We start from the raw sequence: 19826 nt of genomic DNA on the forward strand, positions 1-19826 counted from the left end.
CTGCCAACCACCACGAGGAGTTCCACCATGGGTATTTCGCGTCATGCCACCGCGCACTGGGAAGGTGACCTCAAGACCGGCCAGGGCCGCCTAGCCACGCCGCAGAGCGGGCTGCTGGAAAACACGCGCTACGCCTTCAGCACGCGCTTTGGCGAGGAGAAGGGCACCAATCCCGAGGAGCTGATCGCCGCAGCGCACGCCGGCTGCTTCACCATGGCGCTGTCAGCCAAGCTCAGCGAGGCCGGCTTCCCGCCCACTTCGCTCGATACCCGTGCCGACGTCGACCTGTCGATGGAAGGCGGGCCGCAGTTCTCGCAGATCCGCCTGAAGGTCAAGGCGGTGGTGCCGGGGCTGGACGAGGTACGCTTCCGCGCGATCGCCGACGACGCCAAGCAGAACTGCCCGGTGTCCAAGGCGTTGAGTGCGGTGCCGATCAGCCTGGAAAGCGAGTTTTCCGCCTGATCCAGGCAGGGGCTGGCGGGCGGGGAAGGGCCCGCCGGTCCGGTTCAGGGACGTTTCACCCGGCGCGCCCGAGCATCGCGCCATCCAACCACGGGGACCTGTTGCCATGTTTCGTTCGCTGCCTATCGCCGGTGTCCTGATCATGGCCGGCCTGTCCAGTTTTGCCGCGTCCGCACAGAACTACGACGACGGCCAGTACCGTCCCGGCTACCGCGATGACGATGGCCGCTACCGCGACGGCGGCTATGCCGGCGACAACGGGCCGGCCTACGACTACGCGCGGGTGGTGCGCGTTGACCCGATCATCGTCAGTGGCAACGGCGGCCGCAACGAGCGCTGCTACCAGCGCAGCGATGGCAGCTACGTGAACGAGGATGGCTACCGCGACACCGGCCGCTACAACGGCAATGGCTATCGCAATGACGGTTACGACGACCGCGGCAATGACAATGGCCAGTACCGCCAGGGCAGCGAGACCGGGCGTCAGATCGCCACGGTGATCGGTGGCCTGGCCGGCGCGATGATCGGTAGTCGCATCGGTGGTGGCGACGGCCGCTACCTCGGCACCGCGGTGGGAACGATCGCCGGCGGCGCGGCCGGGCGCGCCATCTACGAAGCCAGCAACCGTGGCCCGGACTACCGCCGCGGCGACGTGCGCGTCTGCGAGCCCGGTGGCTATGGCAGCGAGAGCGAACGCGTGGACGGCTATGACGTGACCTACGAGTACGCCGGCCGCGAATACCACACCCGCCGTGACTACCACCCGGGCGAGCGCATCCGGGTACGGGTGGACGTCAACGCCGACTGAGGCAAGCCTGCGGCGCACGCCGCAGGCCGCGGTTTGTCATGCCTGCGGGATGGCGGCATAGTCGCCGGGTCCCGTTCAGGAGTGATCGTATGCGCCGTGTCGCCTGTCTTGCCCTGTTGCTTCCCTGCCTGTCCCTGAGCCCGGCCCAGGCCGAGGTCAAGGTGCTGGTGGCCGACACCATCCGTACCGGAGACCCGGCGCAGCCGGTGGTGGGCGCGATGGCCTGGGATGCGCAGACTGGCCGCGTGCTCAGCGTGGGCACGCGCGAGGCGGTGCTGAAGCAGCATCCGCAGGCACCCCGCATCGACGCCGGCAAGGCCACGGTGGTGCCGGGGCTGATCGACGCACATGCGCACCTGGTCTACCTGGGCAACACGCTGGCGCAGGCCGACCTGTCCGGCGCGCGCACCCGCGGCGAGGTGGTGGAGCGGCTCAAGGCATTCGAGAAGACCCTGGCGCCGGGAGAGTGGCTGCAGGGCCGTGGCTGGGACCAGAACCGGTGGGACAACACCGACTTTCCCACCGTCGCCGACCTGGATGCCGCCTTCCCGGAACGGCCGGTCTACCTGGACCGCGTCGACGGCCACGCCGGCTGGGTCAACAGCGCCGCGCTGCGCATCGCCGAGAAGGCGGGCAAGCCGTTGGCCGGGGACTGGCAGCCGGACGGTGGACGGATCGTGCGCGACGCCGCCGGCAGGCCGACCGGCGTGCTGGTCGATGCGGCCTCCAGCCTGGTCACCGCGCAGATCCCCGCACTGGATGACGCCGCCCGCGAGAAGCGCCTGCTGGCCGCGTTGCAGGCGGCGGTGAGCAACGGCCTGACCGGCGTGCACGACATGGGTGTTTCGCGCGAGGACCTGGCGTTGATGAAGCGCCTGGCCGACGCCGGCAAGCTGCCGTTGCGCATCGATGCCTATGCCGACGGCAACCAGGCCGCGCTGGATGACCTGTGCCGTGATGGCCTGTACCAGCATCCGGGCGGTCGCCTGGAAATGCGTGGCGTGAAGCTGTTCATGGACGGTGCGCTGGGCAGCCGCGGCGCGGCCCTGCTCGCCGACTACAGCGATGACCCGCACAACCGCGGCCTGCTGGTGACTTCGCCGGCCGATTTCGAGGTGGCGGTGCGCAAGGCCGAGGGCTGCAAGGTGCAGGTCGCCACGCATGCCATCGGTGATCGCGGCAATCGCATCGTGCTGGACACCTACGAAAAGGTGCTGGGCGCGCGCAAGGGCAGTGACCACCGCTGGCGCGTGGAACACGCGCAGGTGGTGTCGCTGGAGGACATTCCGCGCTTCGCCCGATTGGGCGTGATCGCCTCGATGCAGCCCACGCATGCCACCTCGGACATGGGGTGGGCCGCGCAGCGGGTGGGGCCGGAGCGCATCCTGGGTGCGTATGCCTGGCAGCGCTACCTGCACAGCGGGGCGCGGTTGGCATTGGGCTCGGATTTCCCGGTGGAGAACGTCGATCCGCGCCTGGGCCTGTACGCCGCGGTGACCCGCCAGGACCGCGACGGCCAGCCGCCGGGCGGTTGGCAGCCCGACCAGCGCCTGAGCGCGGAGGAAGCGGTGCGCGGCTTCACCAGCGATGCGGCCTGGGCCGGGCATGACGAAGCGCAGGTGGGCCGCCTGCAGGCGGGCCTGCGCGCCGACTTCGTGGTGTTCGACCGTGATCCGCTGACGGTGGATGCCGCGCAGCTGGATGACCTGAAGGTGTTGTCGACCTGGGTGGATGGCGAGCCGGTCTACACCGCCGAGGCCGCGCCGGCGGGTTGAGCCGGCGTCTGCCGGCAAGGTGCCAGCGGCCCACGCGCGCCGCTGGCACTGCCGCGGGAGGACAGGTCCGATCCCGCGGTGAAGGGCGCGGTTTCCCTCAAGGGGATGCGGCGCCGCCGGGTTCGGCCGGCGCGTCATGCTGGTCGCGCAGCCGGCGCTTGTTGATCTTGCCCACGCTGGTCCGCGCGATGGTGTCGACGAAGCGCACCCGCTCGGGGATGGCATAACGGGAGATGTCGCCGGCTTGGCTGCGCGCGGTGACCAGCGCGATGATCTCCTGCTCGGTCACGTCGCGGCCGGCATGCGTGACCACCAATGGCAGCGGTCGCTCGCCCCACTTGGGATCGGCGACGCCGATCACCGCGACCTCGGCGACCCCGGGGTGCATGGCGATGATGTCCTCCAGCGCGAGCGAGGAAATCCATTCACCGCCGGTCTTGATGACGTCCTTGATGCGATCGGTCACGCGCAGGTAGCCGCCCGCGTCGATGTTGCCGATGTCGCCGGTGTGCAGGTAGCCGCCAGCCCACAAGGTGGCCGACGCGGCGGGATCGTGCAGGTAACCCTGGGTCAGCCATGGCGCGCGCACCACGACTTCGCCGGTGGCCTGGCCGTCGTGGGCGACCTCGTGCATGTCCTCGTCGACGATGCGCAGGTCCACCAGCGGGATGGGGATGCCGGCCTTGGTGCGCAGCGCGACATCGGCCTCGCCGTCGGCCAGCGCGTCGCCGTCGAGCTGGGCGACGGTGAGCACCGGGCAGGTCTCGGACATGCCGTAACCACCGAAGATGTCGATGCCGCGCGCCAGCGCCTGCTGGGCGAGCACGCGTGGCAGTGCGGCGCCGCCGATGATGACCTTCCAGCCGCGCAGGTCGGTCTGCGCCGAGGCCGGGTCGTTCAGCAGCATGTGCAGGATGGTCGGCACGCAGTGCGAGAAGGTCACTTTCTCGCGGCCGATCAGCGCCAGCAGCCGCCCGGGCAGGTAGCGGCCCGGATAGACCTGCTTGATGCCCATCAGCGTGGCCACGTAGGGCAGGCCCCAGGCGTGGACATGGAACATCGGCGTGATCGGCATGTACACGTCGTCGCGGTGCAGGCGACCCTGCTGGTGCGCGCTGCCGAGCGTGGCCATCGCCGCCAGCGAATGCAGCACGAGCTGGCGATGGCTGAAGTAGACGCCCTTGGGCAGGCCGGTGGTGCCGGTCGTATAGAACGTGGTGGCGCGGGTGTTCTCGTCGAAATCCGGGAAGCGCGTGACCGGCGTGGCCTGTCGCAGGCCGGCCTCGTACTCCGCGGCGAAGCCATCGGGCAACGCGCCGCCTTCATCGTCGAGCAGGATGCGCGTGCGCAGCGCCGGCAACTGCCCGGCGATGCCGTCCAGCACCGGCAGGAACTCGCGGTTGGCCAGGATCACGCTGGCCCCGCTGTGCTTGAGCGTGTAGGCGATCTGTTCCGGGGCCAGGCGGATGTTCACCATCATCAGCACCGCGCCCATCATCGGCACCGCGAAGTAGCTTTCCAGGTAGCGGTGGCTGTCCCAGTCCATCACCGCGACGGTATCGCCGGGCTTCACGCCCAGCGATTGCAGCAGGCCGGCGAGCTGGCCGATGCGTGCCTGCAGCGTGCGGTAGTCATGGCGCACGTCGCCGTAGACGATCTCCTGCCCGGGCCGGGTTGCCAGCGGCGTATGCAGCAGTTGCTTGATCAACAGCGGGTAGGCGTAGGGACCGGATTCGGGCGGCGTGGTGGCGGGCATCGGCGATTCCTGGGGGCAAGGCAACGGGGTGTCAGCGACGGGAGGCCGCCGGGAGCGACAACTGTGCGGGCTGCAGCGGTGCTTCCGCGCGCGGGGTGGGGGTGATCAGTGCATCCTGGGGCAGGGGCTGCGCCGGGTCTTCGAGGTGGTTCCAGACCTGGTCCATGGCCGCGAACAGGTAGGGCAGCAGCGGCACATAGCGCTTGCGGTAATCCGGGAACGCCAGCAGCGAGTCGAAATGCTGCGCGTTGGCTACCCGCCAATAGGCGATCCGTGCGCCCGCCGCACGCGCCTGCGGCACGTAGCGGTCGCTGGTCAGGCTGATCGGCACCAGTCCGTCGTCGATGCCATGGATGACGACGATCGGCAGGCCCGGGCGGGGCGGATTGGCGGCTGCACGGGCAATGCCGGCGCGCACGCGCTCGGCACCTGCACCATCGTGGGTCCAGAGCGAGCGCAGGCAGGACAGGCCAGGCAGGGGATCCGCTGCGGGCAGCGCGTGATCGTCGTAGAGCAGCGTCACACCATTGCCTGGCGGGATGCCGCTGGCATCGCTCCACCAGGCTGCACGGACCTCGGGTGTCGCGATGCCGGGCCTGCCATCCGGGCCGGCGGCGGCGAAGGTGTACCCGCAGGGGTGATTGCCTGCGGCATAGCCACCATAGGCTGACGCATAGGTGGCGGCGATCGCTTGCCACAGATCAAATCCGGTCGAGAACGCGGCTGCGCGCAGGGCGGGTTCACTCAGGCCTGCGTTCGCCAACTGCTGCCATGCCGATCGCGCCTGGGCCTCTGTGTCCGCGCCTTGCACCTGTCCAATGGATGCCAGCACCGCGCAGCGCTGGATTCCGGCCGGTCGTGTCTGGGCCTGCGCGGGTGGCTGCGGCAGATCATCGATGGCCAGCAATGCGCAAGGCATCAGCAGCGCGGCCTGGGTCACGAAATCGTAGAGCGGAGGGGCGCCAGCGACCGATACGTTGGGCTCACCGGCCACCATCGCATCAAACCAATCGCCTTCAATTTCGGCGGCGCGCAATACCGCGCCGCCGCCGTTGGATACCCCGACGCCCAACGTGCGTGTGTTGGCCGGGGTGAAGGGTGCCGACTGCGGAAAGGCACGGTCCAGCGCCTGCAATCCGAACTGCACGGCCTGCACGAGGTGCAGGCCCCAGTCGGCTTCCGGGTTGTCGCCCGAATGTGCGTGCTTGAACGCGACCCCATGCGCAGCGCTTCCCTTCGCGGGGACGAATGCCAACGTGCCATCTGCAGCCGGGGTGCCATCGGCCTGGAAGCCGATACCTGCGTCCAGATCGTAGTAATCGCTGCCGGCGCCCTTGTCCGTATAGGCCACCGCGCAACCGTGGGCCAGTCCCCAACTGCCGGCCACGGAAATCGCGCCGTAGATCCCGCGCGAACCGGAAGACGCCGTCGCGACCAGGCAGCGGCGTGCGGGGTCGAAGTTGTCCGGTATCTGCACCAGCACGCGGTGCGGCTGGCGGGCACCAGGGATGCGGCCGTAGGCGGAGAACTCGCGCCCCGGTGCGGGCTGGAACGTGCCGTAGATTTCACCGAAGCCGCCACCCGGAGTCAGGTCGGCGATGCCCCGCCAGCTGCTCCAGATCGCACGGCGCCGCGCTTGCTCTGCGGTGGGCTTGGCGAATGCCGGCGGCGCGCTGGCGCGCAGGCCTTCAAGGCCGAGCCCGGCTGTCATCAGGTCATCGCTGCCGCGATGGGATGTCTCGCGCCATTGCTCGAACACCGGGGCGGCGGCAGGCACGGGGGCGGTGGCGGCGTTCGCGACGGGGATGCAGCCATGCAGGATCGGCAGCACGGCACAAAGCAGGGAAGCACGGCAGGGAATGTTCATCGCTCCACACTATCAATCCGGTCCGGGGATACCAGCGTACCTAGGTCCCCGTGCTCAGCTGCAATGGGATTTGCTAACCTCGGCCCGAGATGCCAACCCTGCTCATTGCCGATGACCACCCCCTGTTCAGAGCCGCGCTGCATCGCGCGGCCGATGAAGCGGTGGTCGACCTGCAGATCAGTGAAGCCGATTCACTGGACGGGGTACTGGAAGCCATCGACGGCCAGTCGATCGACCTGATGCTGCTCGACCTGCACATGCCGGGCAACCACGGCCTGGCCGGGCTGGCGACGATCCGCGCGCTGCAGCCGGGGCTGGCGATCATCATCGTCTCGGCCAACGAGGAACCGCATGTGATCCGGCGTGCCATCGACCTGGGGGCGGCCGGCTACCTGCCCAAGAGTTCGGGGCTGGCGGACCTGCAGCAGGCGCTGCTCACCGTGCTTGAAGGCGAGCGCTGGATACCGGCGATGCTGCGCGATACCGTCGCGCGGGTGGCGCCGTTCAGCCGCGATGCCGACCTGGCCGCGCGGCTGTCCAGCCTGTCGGCGCACCAGTACCGGGTGTTGAGCCTGGTCGCCGAAGGCCTGCTCAACAAGCAGATCGCCGACCGCCTGGGGGTGCAGCTGCGCACGGTGAAGGCACACATGACGCGCATCATGGGCCGGCTGGGCGTGCGCAACCGTGCGCAGGCGATCCGCGTCCTGCATGAGCTCGGCCTGGCCGATCCCTCCCGGCAGATCGAGGACGCGGACGCGCGGGTGCAGCGCGAGGCCGCCGAAGAGGCCTGAGCCGGCACCGGTCAGCCGTAGGCCCCCGTTGCGCCGGCGTCCTCGCCGGTGGCACGCGCGGCCAGCAGGTGGTTGATCGCCCAGCGCAGCGCCAGCGGCTTGAAAGGCTTGTTCAACAGTGACAAGCCAGCCTCACGCACGGCCTCGCGCGTGTCACTGCCGGTGTCCGCGCTGAGGATCACGGTCGGGCGCGGGCCGTGCATAGCGGCCAGACGCGCGTACAGGGCAATGCCGGTGTCACCGTCATCAAGGTGGTAGTCGAACAGCCACAGCCCGGCCTCGCGCGCCGCGGTGCCCGCGTTGGCGCCATCGGCCAGCGCGGTGACCTCGCAGCCCCAGGCCAGCAGCATCTGCCGCATCGCCGCCAGCGCATCGGGGTCGTTGTCCACCACCAGCGCGCGGGTGCCCTTGATGGTGCTGGTGGCCGCGGGCGCGTCGTTGCGCGGCGCACGCGGCGGGTAGGCACGCGGCACCGTGATGGCGAAGGCCGAGCCGCGGCCGAGCGCGCTGTGCAGCGACAACGGCGCATGCAGCAGGGCGGCGATGCGTTGCGCGATGGTCAGGCCCAGGCCCAATCCCTGCCCGTTGCTGCGGTCGCCGCGCTGGAACTCCTCGAACACCACGCCCTGCTGGTCGGCGGCGATGCCCGGGCCGCTGTCGTGCACGCCGACCACCAGCGCCTCGCCGCGCCGGCGGACACCAAGCAGCACGCCGCCGCTGCGCGTGTAACGGATGGCGTTGGCCAGGAAGTTCTGCAGCACGCGGCGCAGCAGCAGCGGGTCGCTGTGCACCCAGGCGCGGCTGGGCACGTAGCGGAACTGCAGGCCGCGTGCGGCGGCCAGCACCGAGAATTCCTGTGCGAGCGGGTCGAGCACGTTGGACAGCGCGAACGGGCGCGGGTCGGCGACCAGCCCACCGGCTTCCAGCCGCGAGATGTCGAGCAGCCCGGAGAGCAGGTCGTCGGTGGAGTCCAGCGCGCCGCGGATCTGGCGCAGGAAGCTGTCCAGGAATTCGGACTCCAGGTGCTGCGACATGGCGTCGGTCAGCAGTTGGGCGGCATGCAGCGGCTGGATCAGGTCGTGGCCGACCGCGGTCAGGAAGCGCGTCTTGGCCACGTTGGCGCGTTCGGCCTCGTGTACGGCCTGCTCCAGGCGCGCGGTGCGGTCCTGCACGCGGCGCTCCAGGGTCTCGTTGCTGCGCTTGAGCGCATCCTCGGCGCGGCGGAACGCGGTGACGTCGGTGAAGGTGGCGACGTAGCCGCCGCCGGGCATCGGGTTGCCGCGGATCTCGACGATGGTGTCATCGGGGAAAATGCGCTCGGACAGGTGCGGCGTGCCGCGCCGCATATGCGCCACGCGCCGGTTCAGCGCCTTGGCCGGGGTATCGGCGCCGCCCTGGCCGATCTTCAGCTGTCCCATTGCCCATTCGGTGAGATGGGCGACCGGCTGGCCCACCTGCAGCAGCTCGGGCGGGAACTTGAACAACGCGGCGTAGCGGCTGTTCCAAGCCACCAGCTGCAGCTGCGCGTCGACCACGCTGATGCCCTGGCTCATGTTCTCCAGCGCGGCTTCGAGCAGGCGCTGGTTGAAGCGCAGTACCTGGGTGGCTTCGCCGACCGCGCGGGTGACCGCTTCCAGTGGCGCGGCGCCGCCATCGCGCGCGGCCTCGACCAGCAACCGCGCCATCCCGGCACCGACCACGGCGGTGAGCTCGCGCTCGATGGCGGTGACGCGTTGGTCGTCCAGCATCTGCCCGGCATGCCCGGCCATCAGCTGCCGCGTGCGTTCCTGGCCGAGGAAGCGCCCGGCGGTCTTGCGCATGGAGGCGGCGGCCACGCCTTCGCGTTGCTGCGGCAACGACGGACGCACCGCGCGCGCCATCACCGCGACGGTGATCAGGTTGACCAGCAGGCTGACGCCCATGCTGATCGCGATGTGGCCCGGCTGCACGCGCAGCGGGAAGAACACGACCCAGTGCAGCCCTTCCGAGGCGGCCGGCGGCGAGACGATCATCGGCAGCAGCACCAGCCACAGCCATACCAGCGAGCCGGTCACGATGCCGGCGATGATGGCCGGCGAGGGCGTGCGCGGGCGGTACACCGCCAGCAGCACCGCCGGTGCCAGCTGCGCCAGCGCGGTGAAGGACATCAGGCCGAAATCACTGAGCGCTTCGGTGTCGCTCATCGCCCGGCTGTACAGCCAGGACATCAGGAACACGGCCAGGATGCCGGCGCGCCGGAACGCGATCACGCGCGGGCGCAGGTCGGCGCCGGTGTCGCCATGCACGCCGCCGAGCAGGCGCGAGCCGAAGCCGTGGTTGCCGAGCATGATCGACAGGGTCAGGCCGGACAGGATCATCATGCCGGTGGCCGCGCTCAGGCTGCCCAGGTAGGCGAGCAGGGCCAGGAGATGGTGGCCGGCGGCCTGCGGCAGCATCAGCACGTAGACGTCCGGCGATACCGACTGCCCGAGCTGGGCCGCGCCGGACAGCGCCATCGGCACCGACGGCAGCCCGATCAGCAGCAGGTAGAGCGGGAACAGCCAACGCGCGGTCTTCAGGTCGGAGGTCTGGCGCAGCTCGACCACGCCGACGTGGAACTGATGGGGCAGGGTGAAGGCCGCCATCGCGCCGAGCGCGACCATGGTGAGGAAGTCCGGGACCACTGCGGGCGGCGGCAGCTGCGTCATGCGTGCGAGCAAGGGGCTGTCGGCCTGTACTGACAGGGCCGCATACAAGCCGATGGCCAGCAGTGCGGCCAGCTTGAGCAGCGACTCCAGCCCCAGCGCCACCACGATGCCGCGGTTGTGCTCGGTGGCTGACGCCTTGCGCGCGCCGAACAGCAGGGTGAACGCCGCCATCGTCAGCGCGAACCAGAACGACACGTCCGGCGGTGCGCCGCCGCTGGCCAGTTGGTCGCCGAGCAGTGCGCCCAGACCCTGGCTGATCGCCTTCAGCTGCAAGGCGATGTAGGGAATGATGCCGATCAGCGCGACCAGGGTGATGGTCATGCCCAGCCCCTGGTCGGTGCGCAGCCGTGCCACCACCAGGTCGGCGATGGTGGCGCTGTTGTGCTGCTTTGCCAGCCGGCCCAGCCGCGCCAGGAACGGCATGCCGAAGGCGAAGATCAACGCCATGCCGATCAGCGTCGGCGGGATCGCGAAGCCCCATTGCGCGCCCTGCGAGGCGGCGCCGTAGTAGGTCCAGGCGGTGCAGTGCACCGCCAGCGACAGCGCATAGATCACCGGCCAGGCACGTGCCAGGCGATGGCCCTGGCGTTCGCCCCACAGCGCCACGCCGAACAGCAGCACGGTCCAGGCAAGGCAGGCCAACAGGACGATGGAGGGCGTCAACATCGCTCCAGTGTAGGGACCCGGCCGGCCGCCAGGCAGGTGCCGGTCGGCACGGTGGCGCGGTCGCGGCGAGGGCGTGGCGGGCTAGGGGTCGATGAGGACCAGGGCGAGCTGTTCGGCCACCAGCGCCACGTCGCCGGTCGGCTGCAGTTCCACCGTCTTGTGCTGGGTGAGCAGCCATTGCCCGGGCTGGCGGCATTGCAGCGACAGCAGCCGCGAACGCACGCGCACGTCCGCGCCGCTGGGCACCGGGGCCAGGAAGCGTACTTTGTTCAAGCCGTAGTTGAGCACCCGGGTGATGCCGGGGAGCGCGGCCAGCGCGGCCACGTCGTCCTGGACGGTGAGCGAGAGCAGCAGGAAACCATGGGCGATGGTCTGCCCGCCGGGCAGCTCGGCCTGCGCCCGCGCCGGATCGACATGGATCCAGTTGTGGTCGCCGGTGGCATCGGCGAACGCATCGATGCGGGATTGCCCCACCTGCACGCCCGTCCCCAACCGCTCGGCTTCGGCCCAACGCTGCAGTGCCGCCACTGCCGGCGGCAGGTGGTCGTCAATGGTGCTCATGCCACGCGCTCCAGCAAGGCCAGGATGGCCTGGAGCGCTTCCGGCTCGGACAGGGTCGGGGCGTGACCGACCTCGGGCACTTCGACCAGGCGGGCGTTCGCCGAGGTGGCGGCCATCTGCCGTGCCACGTCGGGCGGAAGGATGTCCGAAAGCGCGCCCCGCACGATCAGGGTCGGAGCCTGGCCGGTGAGCGTGCGGACCGCGCGCCACAGCAGCGGCCGCAGCAGCCACAACACCCAGGGCCGGGTGGTGCGGATGACGGCCGGGTCGTAGTCGAGTTCCAGCAGCCCGTCGTCGCGCTCGCGGAACATGCGCGTGGCCATGTCCCGCCAGTCGTCGGCGCCGAAGCGCGGGAACGATGCCTTGCCGATCGACTCGGCGTAGGCGGCTGCCTGCGCCAGGTCCATCGGCGGCAGGTGCTTGCCGGCGTACTTGCCGATCCGTGCCAGCGCCTGGCGTGGCACCTTCGGCCCGGCATCGTTGAGCACGGCGGCGGCGATCAGCCCGGGGGCGCGCGTGGCCAGGGTGATGGTGACCAGCACGCCCAGCGAAGTGCCGATGAACACGCTCCTGTCGATGCCCTGCGCGCGCAGCAGCGCGACCAGATCATCGGCGTAGGTGCGGGGGTTGTAGCTGGACGGGTCGGGTGCGCGCGCCGAGCCCGCGCGGCCGCGCAGATCAACTGCCAGCACGCGCCAGCCGCGCGCGGACAGCGTCGTGGCCAGCGCGTCGAAGTCGGCGCCGTTGCGGGTCAGCCCGGGAATGCACACCACCGTGCCGCGGGGGGATGTCCCTGCTGCCGGCCGGTGGTCACGTGCATGCAGGCGCAGGCCGTCGCTGCTGTTCCAGTACAGGTCATCGTAAGACCGGGTCATGCAGGGGTTCCTAGAAGTCGTAGCGGACGCTGAGGCTGTACTGGCGCGGCGGACCGTAGAAGCCGATCAGCGTGCCCACCGCCGGGATGTTGTAACCGGTGGTGCGGTACTCCTTGTCGGCAAGATTGGTGCCTTGCAGGGAGAACGTCCAGGCATCGTTGAGTTTCCAGATCACGCCTGCATTGACCAGGCCGTAGCCATCCTGCCGGATCACCGGGCTCAGGTCGGTGGTCGGCCAGACCTCGCTCTGGTAGCTGTAGCCCACCCGCGCGGACAGGTTGCCGCCGTTGGCCAGGTCGGTGCGGTACTCCACGTTCACCGCGCCGGAGAATTCGGGTGCATTGGTGAACTTCATCTGGTCGGCGACGTTGACGCCACGGTCCATGTACTCGTCGTACTTGGTGTCCAGCCAGGCCAGGTTCCCGGTGATCAGCCAGTTCTGGGTCGGCAGGTACTGATACTCGACTTCCAGGCCGTTGACCGTGCCTTTGCCGGCGTTGGTGAAGTCGCCGAAGAAGGCATCGTTCACGCCATCGCCGTTGGTATCGATGCCGGTGAATACCGACAGCTGGATGTCCTTGTACTTGTTGTGGAAGGCCGACAGGTTCAGGAACAGGCGCTGGTCGAGGAAGGCCATCTTGCTGCCGATCTCGTAGCTGTCCACGGTCTCGTCGTCGAACGGTTCGGCCGAGCGCGGCACCGCCACGGCATTGGCGCGGATGTTGTAGCCGCCGGACTTGAAGCCACGCGTGGCCAGGCCGTAGACCATGATGTCCGGGGTGATCTGGTAGTCCAGCGACACCTTCGGCGAGACGTTCTTGAAGTTGGTGGTCTTGTCGAAGTCGGCGGCCACCGCGATCGGCCGGGTGAAGGTCGCATCGGCGTAGAAGCGGTTGAGCACGATCGCGCGCTTGTCCTCGTCGGTGTAGCGCGCGCCGACGTCGAGCTTGAGCCTGCTGGTCAGGTCGAACGTCCAGTCCGCGTACAGCGCGACGCTGTCGGTGAGTACCTTGCCGCGGGTGTCGCCGAACTGCAGGTTGAAGAAGTTGTTGCGGATCTGGCCACCGGCCTCGCCGCTGAACTGGTACAGGCCGACCACGCCGCGCACGCGCCCGCCGCCGTCGTAGTTGGCCTGCAGTTCGTTGCTGACCTGGTTGTCCTCGTAGAAGCCGCCGACATCGGCCAGCTTGACCGGGGTGGTGTCGAAATCAATGTTGGAGTGCGAGTCGGACTCGCGCTTGGCGACCACGTACTTGAGCGCCCAGTCTTCGTTGGGCCGCCAGTTCACCGTCGCCGAGGCGCCCTTGGTTTCCACGCTGTTGACGTTGGGCATGCCCGAACGGATGTCGTAGCGATCGTCCATCGGCGGGTAGGCCGGGGTGAACGGGTTGCGCGCGAGCATCTTCGAGCCGCGCATGCCGGACTGGTCGTCGATCCAGTCCAGCGCGAACTGCACGTCGAAATCGTCGCCGGCGTAGGCGCCCAGGTTCAGGCGCGCGGCGTTGACCTGCTTGTCGCTGACCGGCTGGCCGTTGTAGGTGTTCTCGCCGAAGCCGTCACGGTTCATGCTGGCCACCGCGATGCGGCCACGCAGGCCGCTGTCCGGCCCGCCCAGCGGGCCACCGATGGCGGCCTTGGCATCGCGCTGGTTGTAGTTGCCCACGGTGACCTGGGCAAAGCCCTCGGTGGTGGTCGGCAGGCCACGCGAAACGTACTTGATCGCACCGCCAATGGTGTTCTTGCCGTACAGCGTGCCCTGCGGGCCACGCAGCACCTCGATGCGCGAAACGTCGAACACGTCCAGCAGCGCGCCCTGCGGGCGGGCGATGTAGACGTCATCCAGATAGATGCCCACGCCCGGGTCGGCGCCCCAGGTGGGGTCGGACTGGCCGACGCCGCGGATGTAGGCGGTGACCGTGCTGCTGGCGCCGCGCGCGGCGTAGATGGTCAGGTTGGGCACCTGGGCGTCGAGGTCGCCGATGTCCTGCACGTTCAACTTGTCCAGTGCCTCGGAGGTGAACGCAGTCACCGCCACCGGCACTTCCTGCAGGGTTTCCTCGCGCTTGCGCGCGGTCACCATGATGGTGTCCAGGTTGGTGGCCGAAGCGCCCCTGTCCGCCGCCGGCGCGGCCTGCGGCGCCTCCTGTGCCAGTGCCGGCCCGGAGGCCAGCAGCGCGCCGATCATCAGGCTCAAACAGTTCCGCTTCATTCGGTCCTCCCCAGGCAGGTGCGTTGCGGATGGCCCATTGCCACCCGTGGAGCCTAGGCTAGCGGCGTAGCCCCCGGCCCAGCGAGTGGACCTAGGTCCAGTCGGCAGCGGCGGCCAGATCCGGATACTTGGCGCCTCCTCTTCCGGGAGCGCCGTATGTCGTTGCTGATCGTGCTTGCCGCGCTGGGCTTCCTGATGCTGGTGGCCTACCGCGGCTACAGCGTCATCCTGTTCGCGCCCATCGCCGCGCTGGGCGCGGTGCTGCTGACCGACCCGTCGCTGGTGGCGCCGATGTTCACCGGCTTGTTCATGGACAAGATGGTGGGCTTCCTGAAGCTGTACTTCCCGGTGTTCCTGCTCGGGGCGGTGTTCGGCAAGCTGATCGAGCTGTCCGGGTTCTCCAAGTCGATCGTGCAGGCGGCGATCGGCCTGTTCGGGCCGCAACGGGCGATGCTCTCGATCGTGCTGGTGTCCGGGCTGCTGACCTACGGTGGCGTGTCCCTGTTCGTGGTGGTGTTCGCGGTGTACCCGTTCGCCGCGGAGATGTTCCGGCAGAGCGACATCCCCAAGCGGTTGATCCCGGCCACGTTGGCGGTGGGCGGCTTCAGCTTCACGATGGATGCGTTGCCGGGCACGCCGCAGATCCAGAACATCATCCCGACCACGTTCTTCGGCACCGATACCTGGGCCGCGCCGGTGCTGGGCATCCTTGGCAGCCTCTTCGTGCTCGGCGTCGGCATGGCCTACCTGGAATGGCGCCGCCGCGTGGCCGCGCGTCATGGCGAGGGGTATGGCGACCCGGCGACGCTGGTCAACGAGCCGGCGCCGTTCGCCGGCACCACGCTGGCCAACGCCGGGGTGGCGGTGCTGCCGCTGGTATTGGTGTTCGTGTCCAACAAGCTGCTGACGCTGGGGATCCCGCACTGGTACGGTGCCGAGCACAGCTTCGTGCCCGCGGTGCTCGGCAAGGCCGCACCGGTGGTGCAGGAGGTGCCGAAGATCGCCGCGATCTGGGCGGTGGAAGGCGCATTGCTGGTCGGCATCGCCACGGTGCTGGTGCTGGCCTGGCGGCCGGTGGTCACCCTGTTCGCCGAAGGCACCAAGGCCGCCATCGGTGGCGCGTTGCTGGCGGCGATGAACACCGCCTCGGAGTACGGCTTCGGCGCTGTGATAGCCGCATTGCCGGGCTTCATGGTGGTGGCCAATGCGCTGGGCTCGATCAAGGATCCGCTGCTGCACGAAGCGGTCACCGTCACCGGGCTGGCCGGCGTGACCGGATCGGCCTCCGGCGGGATGAGCATCGCGCTGGCGGCGATGTCGGAGACCTTCGTCGCCAACGCGCAGGCGGCGGGCATCCCCATGGAAGTGCTGCACCGGGTCGCCTCGATGGCCTCCGGTGGCATGGACAGCCTGCCGCACAACGGTGCGGTGATCACTCTGCTGATGGTGACCGGGCTGACCCATCGACAGGCCTACAAGGACATCTTCGCGGTGACGATCATCAAGACGGTCGCGGTGTTCGTGGTGATCGGCATCCATTACGCCACCGGTTGGGTGTGACGGCGGCGGGGCAACACCCGCGGGGCAACACCCGCGGGGCAACACCCGCGGGCGAGCTTCTCCCCGTGGTGACTTCGGCACGACTTCATCCACGACTCACGCATGAGGATCTGGCTATGAAACCCGGCATCGAGATGATCAAGGCGGGCCTGCTGGCCCTGTGTGCATGGTTTGCAGTGGCGGGCCCCGCGCACGCGCAGGCGGTGGGGCATTGGGATTTCGGCGTATACGGCAATCTTTACGGTGCCCGTGAATACCAGGTGTGGGTGCCGGCCGGCTACGACCCGGCGCAACCCCGGCCGTTGCTGCTGGTGCTGCACGGCTGCGTCAACGGGCCGAACCTGATGGGCGAGGCTTCCGGCTTCAACGACGTGGCCGACGTGGAGGGCTACATCACGGTGTACCCGCGTCAGAACGTCACCGCCAACCCGGCACGCTGCTGGAACTGGCAACTGCCGGTCAACCAGGCGCGCGGCAGCGGCGAAGCGTCGATCCTGGCCGGGATCGTGGATGCGGTGAAAGGCGACTACAACGTGGATGCGCGGCGGGTCTACGTCACCGGCATCTCCGCCGGCGGTGCGATGACCTCGATCATGCTGGCCTGTTACTCGGACGTGTTCGCCGCCGGCGCGGTGCACTCCGGCGGCATGTACAAGGGCGCGACCACCGTTTCCGGCAGCGCCTACGCGCTGCTGGCCGGCAGCATCTACTCCCCGGACGGCAACGGGCGCAGCGCCTGGGAGTGTTCGGGCTCGCCGTCGCCACGGCCGATCCCGCTGCTGGTGTTCCATGGCAGCGCCGATGCCACGGTCAACCCGGTGAATGGCCAGCAGGCGGTGCGCCAGTTCCTGCAGACCAATGACCTGGCCGATGACGGCATCGACAACGACTCGGTCAAGTACGTGCCCACCAGCACGATTGCCGGACAAGTGCCGGGCGGGCGTGCCTACACCGTCTACAACTACACCTATGGCGGGCAACTGCTGGCCCAGCACTACGTCATCCATGGGATGGGGCATGCCTGGAGTGGCAGTACCTCCGGGCTGCCGTTCACCGACCCGAAGGGCCCGGACGCAACCCTGATCACCTGGCTGTTCCTGAAGGGCTACCAGCGCTGAGTGCTGGCACCTGGTGATCTGCCTGCCGCCATCCCGGACCTGATGCAGGCCCGGGTGGCGGCGGTGCATGGAGGACGGCGGGCCGTCGGCCGGCGCGTACGCGGGCGACCGTGTTACGCAACTGCAATGTTGTGCAGTGATGATCTGCGCGCTTTCATGCCGCGCCATCGGTGCGACCCGGGCCGAACGGACTCATCACCTGCCAACCAAGGGCAACGCCATGCAGCTTCACCCTGTTTCACGTGTTTTCAATCGTTCCATCCGCACGCTGCCGCGCCGCTCGCTGCTGGCGCAGGCTTGCGCTCTGCTGGTCCTGCCGCTGGCCGCACAGTCCGCGCTGGCGCAGGACGCCGCGCCAGGCGTCGAGCGCAGCGCGGCCACCGCGCTGGACACCATCACCGTCACCGCCGAGCGCCGCGAGCAGAACCTGCAGGACGTCCCGGTCTCGGTTGGCGTGGTCCAGGGCGAAGCACTGCGCAGCTACACCGAAGGCGCCGACGACACGCTGCTGGCGCTGTCCGGCCGGGTGCCGAGCTTCTATGCCGAGACCACCACCGGGCGCATCTTCCCGCGCTTCTACATCCGTGGCCTGGGCAACATCGACTTCTACCTGGGGGCCTCGCAGCCGGTGTCGATCATCCAGGACGACGTGGTGCTGGAACACGTGGTCCTCAAGTCCAACCCCGTCTATGACGTGGACCAGGTGGAAGTGCTGCGCGGCCCGCAGGGCTCGCTGTTCGGGCGCAACACCACCGCCGGCATCGTCAAGTTCGACACGGTCAAGCCGAGCCAGGAGGGCAGCGGCCGGGTCAACGTCAGCTACGGCAGCTACAACACCGTGTCCATCGACGGCGGCATGGGCGGTGCGATCAACGACGTGCTGTCCTACCGTGTCTCCACGCTGTACCAGCACCGCGACGACTGGGTCGACAACACCTACGACGGCCCGAGCGCGGATGGCACGGTGACGCCGAAGAAGGACGCGATGGGCGGCTACGACGACCGCAACCTGCGCCTGCAGCTGCTGTTGCAGCCCAACGAGCAGTTCTCGCTGCTGGCCTCGGCGCACACCCGCGACTATGAAGGCACCTCGACCCTGTTCCTGCGCAATGCGCTGACCAAGGGCAGCAACCGCGTGGACGTGGCGCGCGACAAGGTGGCCTACGACGAAGCCGGCAACAACCCGCAGGCCTACAAGACCCACGGCGGCTCGATCAAGGCGACCTATGACTTCGGTGCCACCACGCTGACGTCGATCAGCGCCTACGAAACCACCTCCGGCTACAGCCGCGGTGATACCGACGGCGGCGCCGCGGCGGACTACCCGGTCGGTGGCGTGCCCAACGGGTACGGCCAGTCGATGGGACAGGTGCGCGACCTGGACCAGTTCACCCAGGAAGTGCGCCTGGCTTCCAACCGCACCGACCCGTGGTCATGGCAGGTGGGTGGGTTCTACTTCGATGGCCGCGACACCACCGATTTCTACCAGCGCGCCTGGTTCCTGCAGACGGCCGCGCACAACCCGAACAACTGGGTGCGCCTGCGCAACACCAACACCTCCTGGGCTGGTTTTGGCCAGGTGAGCTGGAAGGCGACCGACGCGCTGACCCTGACCGCCGGCATCCGCGCCACCAAGGACGAGAAGCGCACGCGCCTGCTCAAGACCGCCGACACCGCCGCGGGGGCGGTGACCTACAAGGGGCGTCGCGATGTGGCGATGTCCGATACCCAGCCCAGCTGGGACCTGAGCGCGATGTATGAGGTCAGCGCCGAACTGAGCGTGTACGCCCGCGTGGCACGTGGCTTCCGTGGCCCGACCATCCAGGGCCGCTCGGCGGTGTTCAACGCCGATTTCACCACCGCCGATTCGGAAACCATCCTGTCCTGGGAAGCCGGCATCAAGAGCAGCCTGTTCGACAACCGCCTGCGCCTGAACGTCAGCGGCTTCACGTATGCGGTGGATGACATCCAGCTCAACGGCAACGACTCCAACGGCAACGGCGTGTTGTTCAACGCCGACAAGGCCCGGGCCTACGGCCTGGAGGCCGACCTGGACTGGCGCCCGATCCCGAACCTGTCGCTGACCGCCGGCCTGAGCCTGCTGCACAGCAAGATCCAGGACAAGCGCGTGTATGCGCAGGTCTGTGCGCTCAACGGCGTGGTGGTGTGCACGGTCAACGACCCGACCATCAAGATCGGCAGCAATGTCTACGCGCAGATCGACGGCAACCCGCTGCCAAACGCCCCCAGGTACAACCTCAATCTGGCCGCCCGCTACGACGTCCCGATGGGGGATGACGGTGCATTGTTCTTCGCCACCGACTGGAACAAGCAGGGGCAGACCCAGTTCGTGCTGTACAGCAGCGACGAGTTCCATTCCAAGGGCAACTTCGAAGGCGGCCTGCGGGTGGGCTACACCGGCGGCTACGGTGCCTGGGAAGTGGCGGCGTTCGCGCGCAACATCACCAACGAGAAGAACCTCAAGGGCGTGATCGAGAACTACATGGCTGCGGTGTACAACGAACCGCGCATCATCGGCGTCTCGTTCAACTACAACTGGCGATAAGTGTTCAACGGGGCCTGATGGCGACTCGTGTTTTTAGCCCCTCTCCCGCGTGCGGGAGAGGGGGTGGGGTGAGGGCGCTCTGCGAAGGTATCGCGACTGGACGATGCTGGAAGCACGCTGCGCGC

The 19826-nt window shown here is 68.7% G+C and carries 13 protein-coding genes; 7 read left to right on the plus strand and 6 right to left on the minus strand.

The annotated features are described in order from the left end of the window. Positions 1-27: 27 nt before the first annotated feature. The 3 genes from VA603_RS08055 (at position 28) to VA603_RS08065 (ending at position 3045) form a co-directional block, all read left to right on the plus strand. Positions 28-462 carry an OsmC family protein gene (locus VA603_RS08055; RefSeq protein ID WP_132864700.1) on the plus strand — a complete coding sequence of 145 codons (435 nt, stop codon included), beginning with the start codon at positions 28-30 and terminating at the stop codon, positions 460-462. Between the two features lie 142 nt (positions 463-604). Beyond that, positions 605-1270 carry a glycine zipper 2TM domain-containing protein gene (locus tag VA603_RS08060; protein ID WP_132866151.1) on the plus strand — a complete coding sequence of 222 codons (666 nt, stop codon included), beginning with the start codon at positions 605-607 and terminating at the stop codon, positions 1268-1270. Between the two features lie 89 nt (positions 1271-1359). Further along, complete coding sequence (locus VA603_RS08065; RefSeq protein ID WP_192286460.1) at positions 1360-3045, plus strand: amidohydrolase; 1686 nt, start codon at positions 1360-1362, stop codon at positions 3043-3045. A 97-nt stretch (positions 3046-3142) separates the two neighbouring features. On the opposite strand, the gene VA603_RS08070 is transcribed toward VA603_RS08065, so the two are convergent. Both VA603_RS08070 and VA603_RS08075 read right to left on the minus strand, forming a co-directional pair. Beyond that, a complete protein-coding gene (locus tag VA603_RS08070; RefSeq protein WP_323438464.1) occupies positions 3143-4801 on the minus strand; it encodes a fatty acid--CoA ligase in 1659 nt (552 codons plus the stop codon). A gap of 31 nt (positions 4802-4832) precedes the next feature. After that, positions 4833-6668 (minus strand): 3-hydroxybutyrate oligomer hydrolase family protein, encoded by a 1836-nt coding sequence (locus VA603_RS08075; RefSeq protein WP_323438465.1) that lies wholly within the window; start codon positions 6666-6668, stop codon positions 4833-4835. 89 nt (positions 6669-6757) lie between these two features. On the opposite strand from VA603_RS08075, the gene VA603_RS08080 reads away from it, so the two are divergent. Continuing rightward, entirely contained in the window at positions 6758-7459 is a 702-nt protein-coding gene (locus VA603_RS08080; RefSeq protein WP_323438466.1) for a response regulator transcription factor, read from the plus strand. Positions 7460-7470: 11 nt separating this feature from the next. Here VA603_RS08080 and VA603_RS08085 read toward each other — a convergent pair whose 3' ends face one another. From VA603_RS08085 to VA603_RS08100, 4 genes are all read right to left on the minus strand, one after another. Then, the gene (locus VA603_RS08085) at positions 7471-10812 is read right to left on the minus strand and encodes a hybrid sensor histidine kinase/response regulator (protein WP_323438467.1); all 3342 of its coding nucleotides are present in this window, start codon (positions 10810-10812) and stop codon (positions 7471-7473) included. Between the two features lie 81 nt (positions 10813-10893). After that, positions 10894-11373, minus strand: coding sequence for a MaoC family dehydratase (locus VA603_RS08090; protein WP_132864694.1), 480 nt, complete (start codon positions 11371-11373; stop codon positions 10894-10896). After that, entirely contained in the window at positions 11370-12248 is an 879-nt protein-coding gene (locus VA603_RS08095; RefSeq protein WP_323438468.1) for an alpha/beta fold hydrolase, read from the minus strand. The genes VA603_RS08090 and VA603_RS08095 overlap by 4 nt, the downstream gene beginning before the upstream one ends. A 10-nt stretch (positions 12249-12258) precedes the next feature. Beyond that, complete coding sequence (locus VA603_RS08100; RefSeq protein ID WP_323438469.1) at positions 12259-14457, minus strand: TonB-dependent receptor; 2199 nt, start codon at positions 14455-14457, stop codon at positions 12259-12261. Positions 14458-14613: 156 nt separating this feature from the next. Here VA603_RS08100 and VA603_RS08105 point away from each other — a divergent pair, with 156 nt between their 5' ends. The 3 genes from VA603_RS08105 to VA603_RS08115 all read left to right on the plus strand — a co-directional run bounded on the left by VA603_RS08105 (position 14614) and on the right by VA603_RS08115 (position 19701). Further along, the gene (locus tag VA603_RS08105) at positions 14614-16017 is read left to right on the plus strand and encodes a GntP family permease (RefSeq protein ID WP_323438470.1); all 1404 of its coding nucleotides are present in this window, start codon (positions 14614-14616) and stop codon (positions 16015-16017) included. A gap of 116 nt (positions 16018-16133) precedes the next feature. Then, positions 16134-17135: an extracellular catalytic domain type 1 short-chain-length polyhydroxyalkanoate depolymerase gene (locus tag VA603_RS08110; protein WP_323438471.1), complete on the plus strand. Its 1002-nt coding sequence runs from the start codon at positions 16134-16136 to the stop codon at positions 17133-17135. Positions 17136-17355: 220 nt separating this feature from the next. Next, a complete protein-coding gene (locus VA603_RS08115) occupies positions 17356-19701 on the plus strand; it encodes a TonB-dependent receptor (protein ID WP_323438472.1) in 2346 nt (781 codons plus the stop codon). Positions 19702-19826 lie beyond the last annotated feature (125 nt).

The organism is Stenotrophomonas capsici, assembly GCF_034961085.1.
GTDB classification, from domain to species: domain Bacteria; phylum Pseudomonadota; class Gammaproteobacteria; order Xanthomonadales; family Xanthomonadaceae; genus Stenotrophomonas; species Stenotrophomonas capsici.

What these genes read in the sequence shown, in the direction of transcription:
- VA603_RS08090 (WP_132864694.1), bottom strand. Translation starts at nt 11,373, where the DNA reads ATGAGCACCATTGACGACCACCTGCCGCCGGCAGTGGCGGCACTGCAG.
- VA603_RS08075 (WP_323438465.1), bottom strand. Translation starts at nt 6,668, where the DNA reads ATGAACATTCCCTGCCGTGCTTCCCTGCTTTGTGCCGTGCTGCCGATC.
- VA603_RS08115 (WP_323438472.1), top strand. Translation starts at nt 17,356, where the DNA reads ATGCAGCTTCACCCTGTTTCACGTGTTTTCAATCGTTCCATCCGCACG.
- VA603_RS08095 (WP_323438468.1), bottom strand. Translation starts at nt 12,248, where the DNA reads ATGACCCGGTCTTACGATGACCTGTACTGGAACAGCAGCGACGGCCTG.
- VA603_RS08065 (WP_192286460.1), top strand. Translation starts at nt 1,360, where the DNA reads ATGCGCCGTGTCGCCTGTCTTGCCCTGTTGCTTCCCTGCCTGTCCCTG.
- VA603_RS08085 (WP_323438467.1), bottom strand. Translation starts at nt 10,812, where the DNA reads ATGTTGACGCCCTCCATCGTCCTGTTGGCCTGCCTTGCCTGGACCGTG.
- VA603_RS08110 (WP_323438471.1), top strand. Translation starts at nt 16,134, where the DNA reads ATGAAACCCGGCATCGAGATGATCAAGGCGGGCCTGCTGGCCCTGTGT.
- VA603_RS08055 (WP_132864700.1), top strand. Translation starts at nt 28, where the DNA reads ATGGGTATTTCGCGTCATGCCACCGCGCACTGGGAAGGTGACCTCAAG.
- VA603_RS08080 (WP_323438466.1), top strand. Translation starts at nt 6,758, where the DNA reads ATGCCAACCCTGCTCATTGCCGATGACCACCCCCTGTTCAGAGCCGCG.
- VA603_RS08060 (WP_132866151.1), top strand. Translation starts at nt 605, where the DNA reads ATGGCCGGCCTGTCCAGTTTTGCCGCGTCCGCACAGAACTACGACGAC.
- VA603_RS08105 (WP_323438470.1), top strand. Translation starts at nt 14,614, where the DNA reads ATGTCGTTGCTGATCGTGCTTGCCGCGCTGGGCTTCCTGATGCTGGTG.
- VA603_RS08100 (WP_323438469.1), bottom strand. Translation starts at nt 14,457, where the DNA reads ATGAAGCGGAACTGTTTGAGCCTGATGATCGGCGCGCTGCTGGCCTCC.
- VA603_RS08070 (WP_323438464.1), bottom strand. Translation starts at nt 4,801, where the DNA reads ATGCCCGCCACCACGCCGCCCGAATCCGGTCCCTACGCCTACCCGCTG.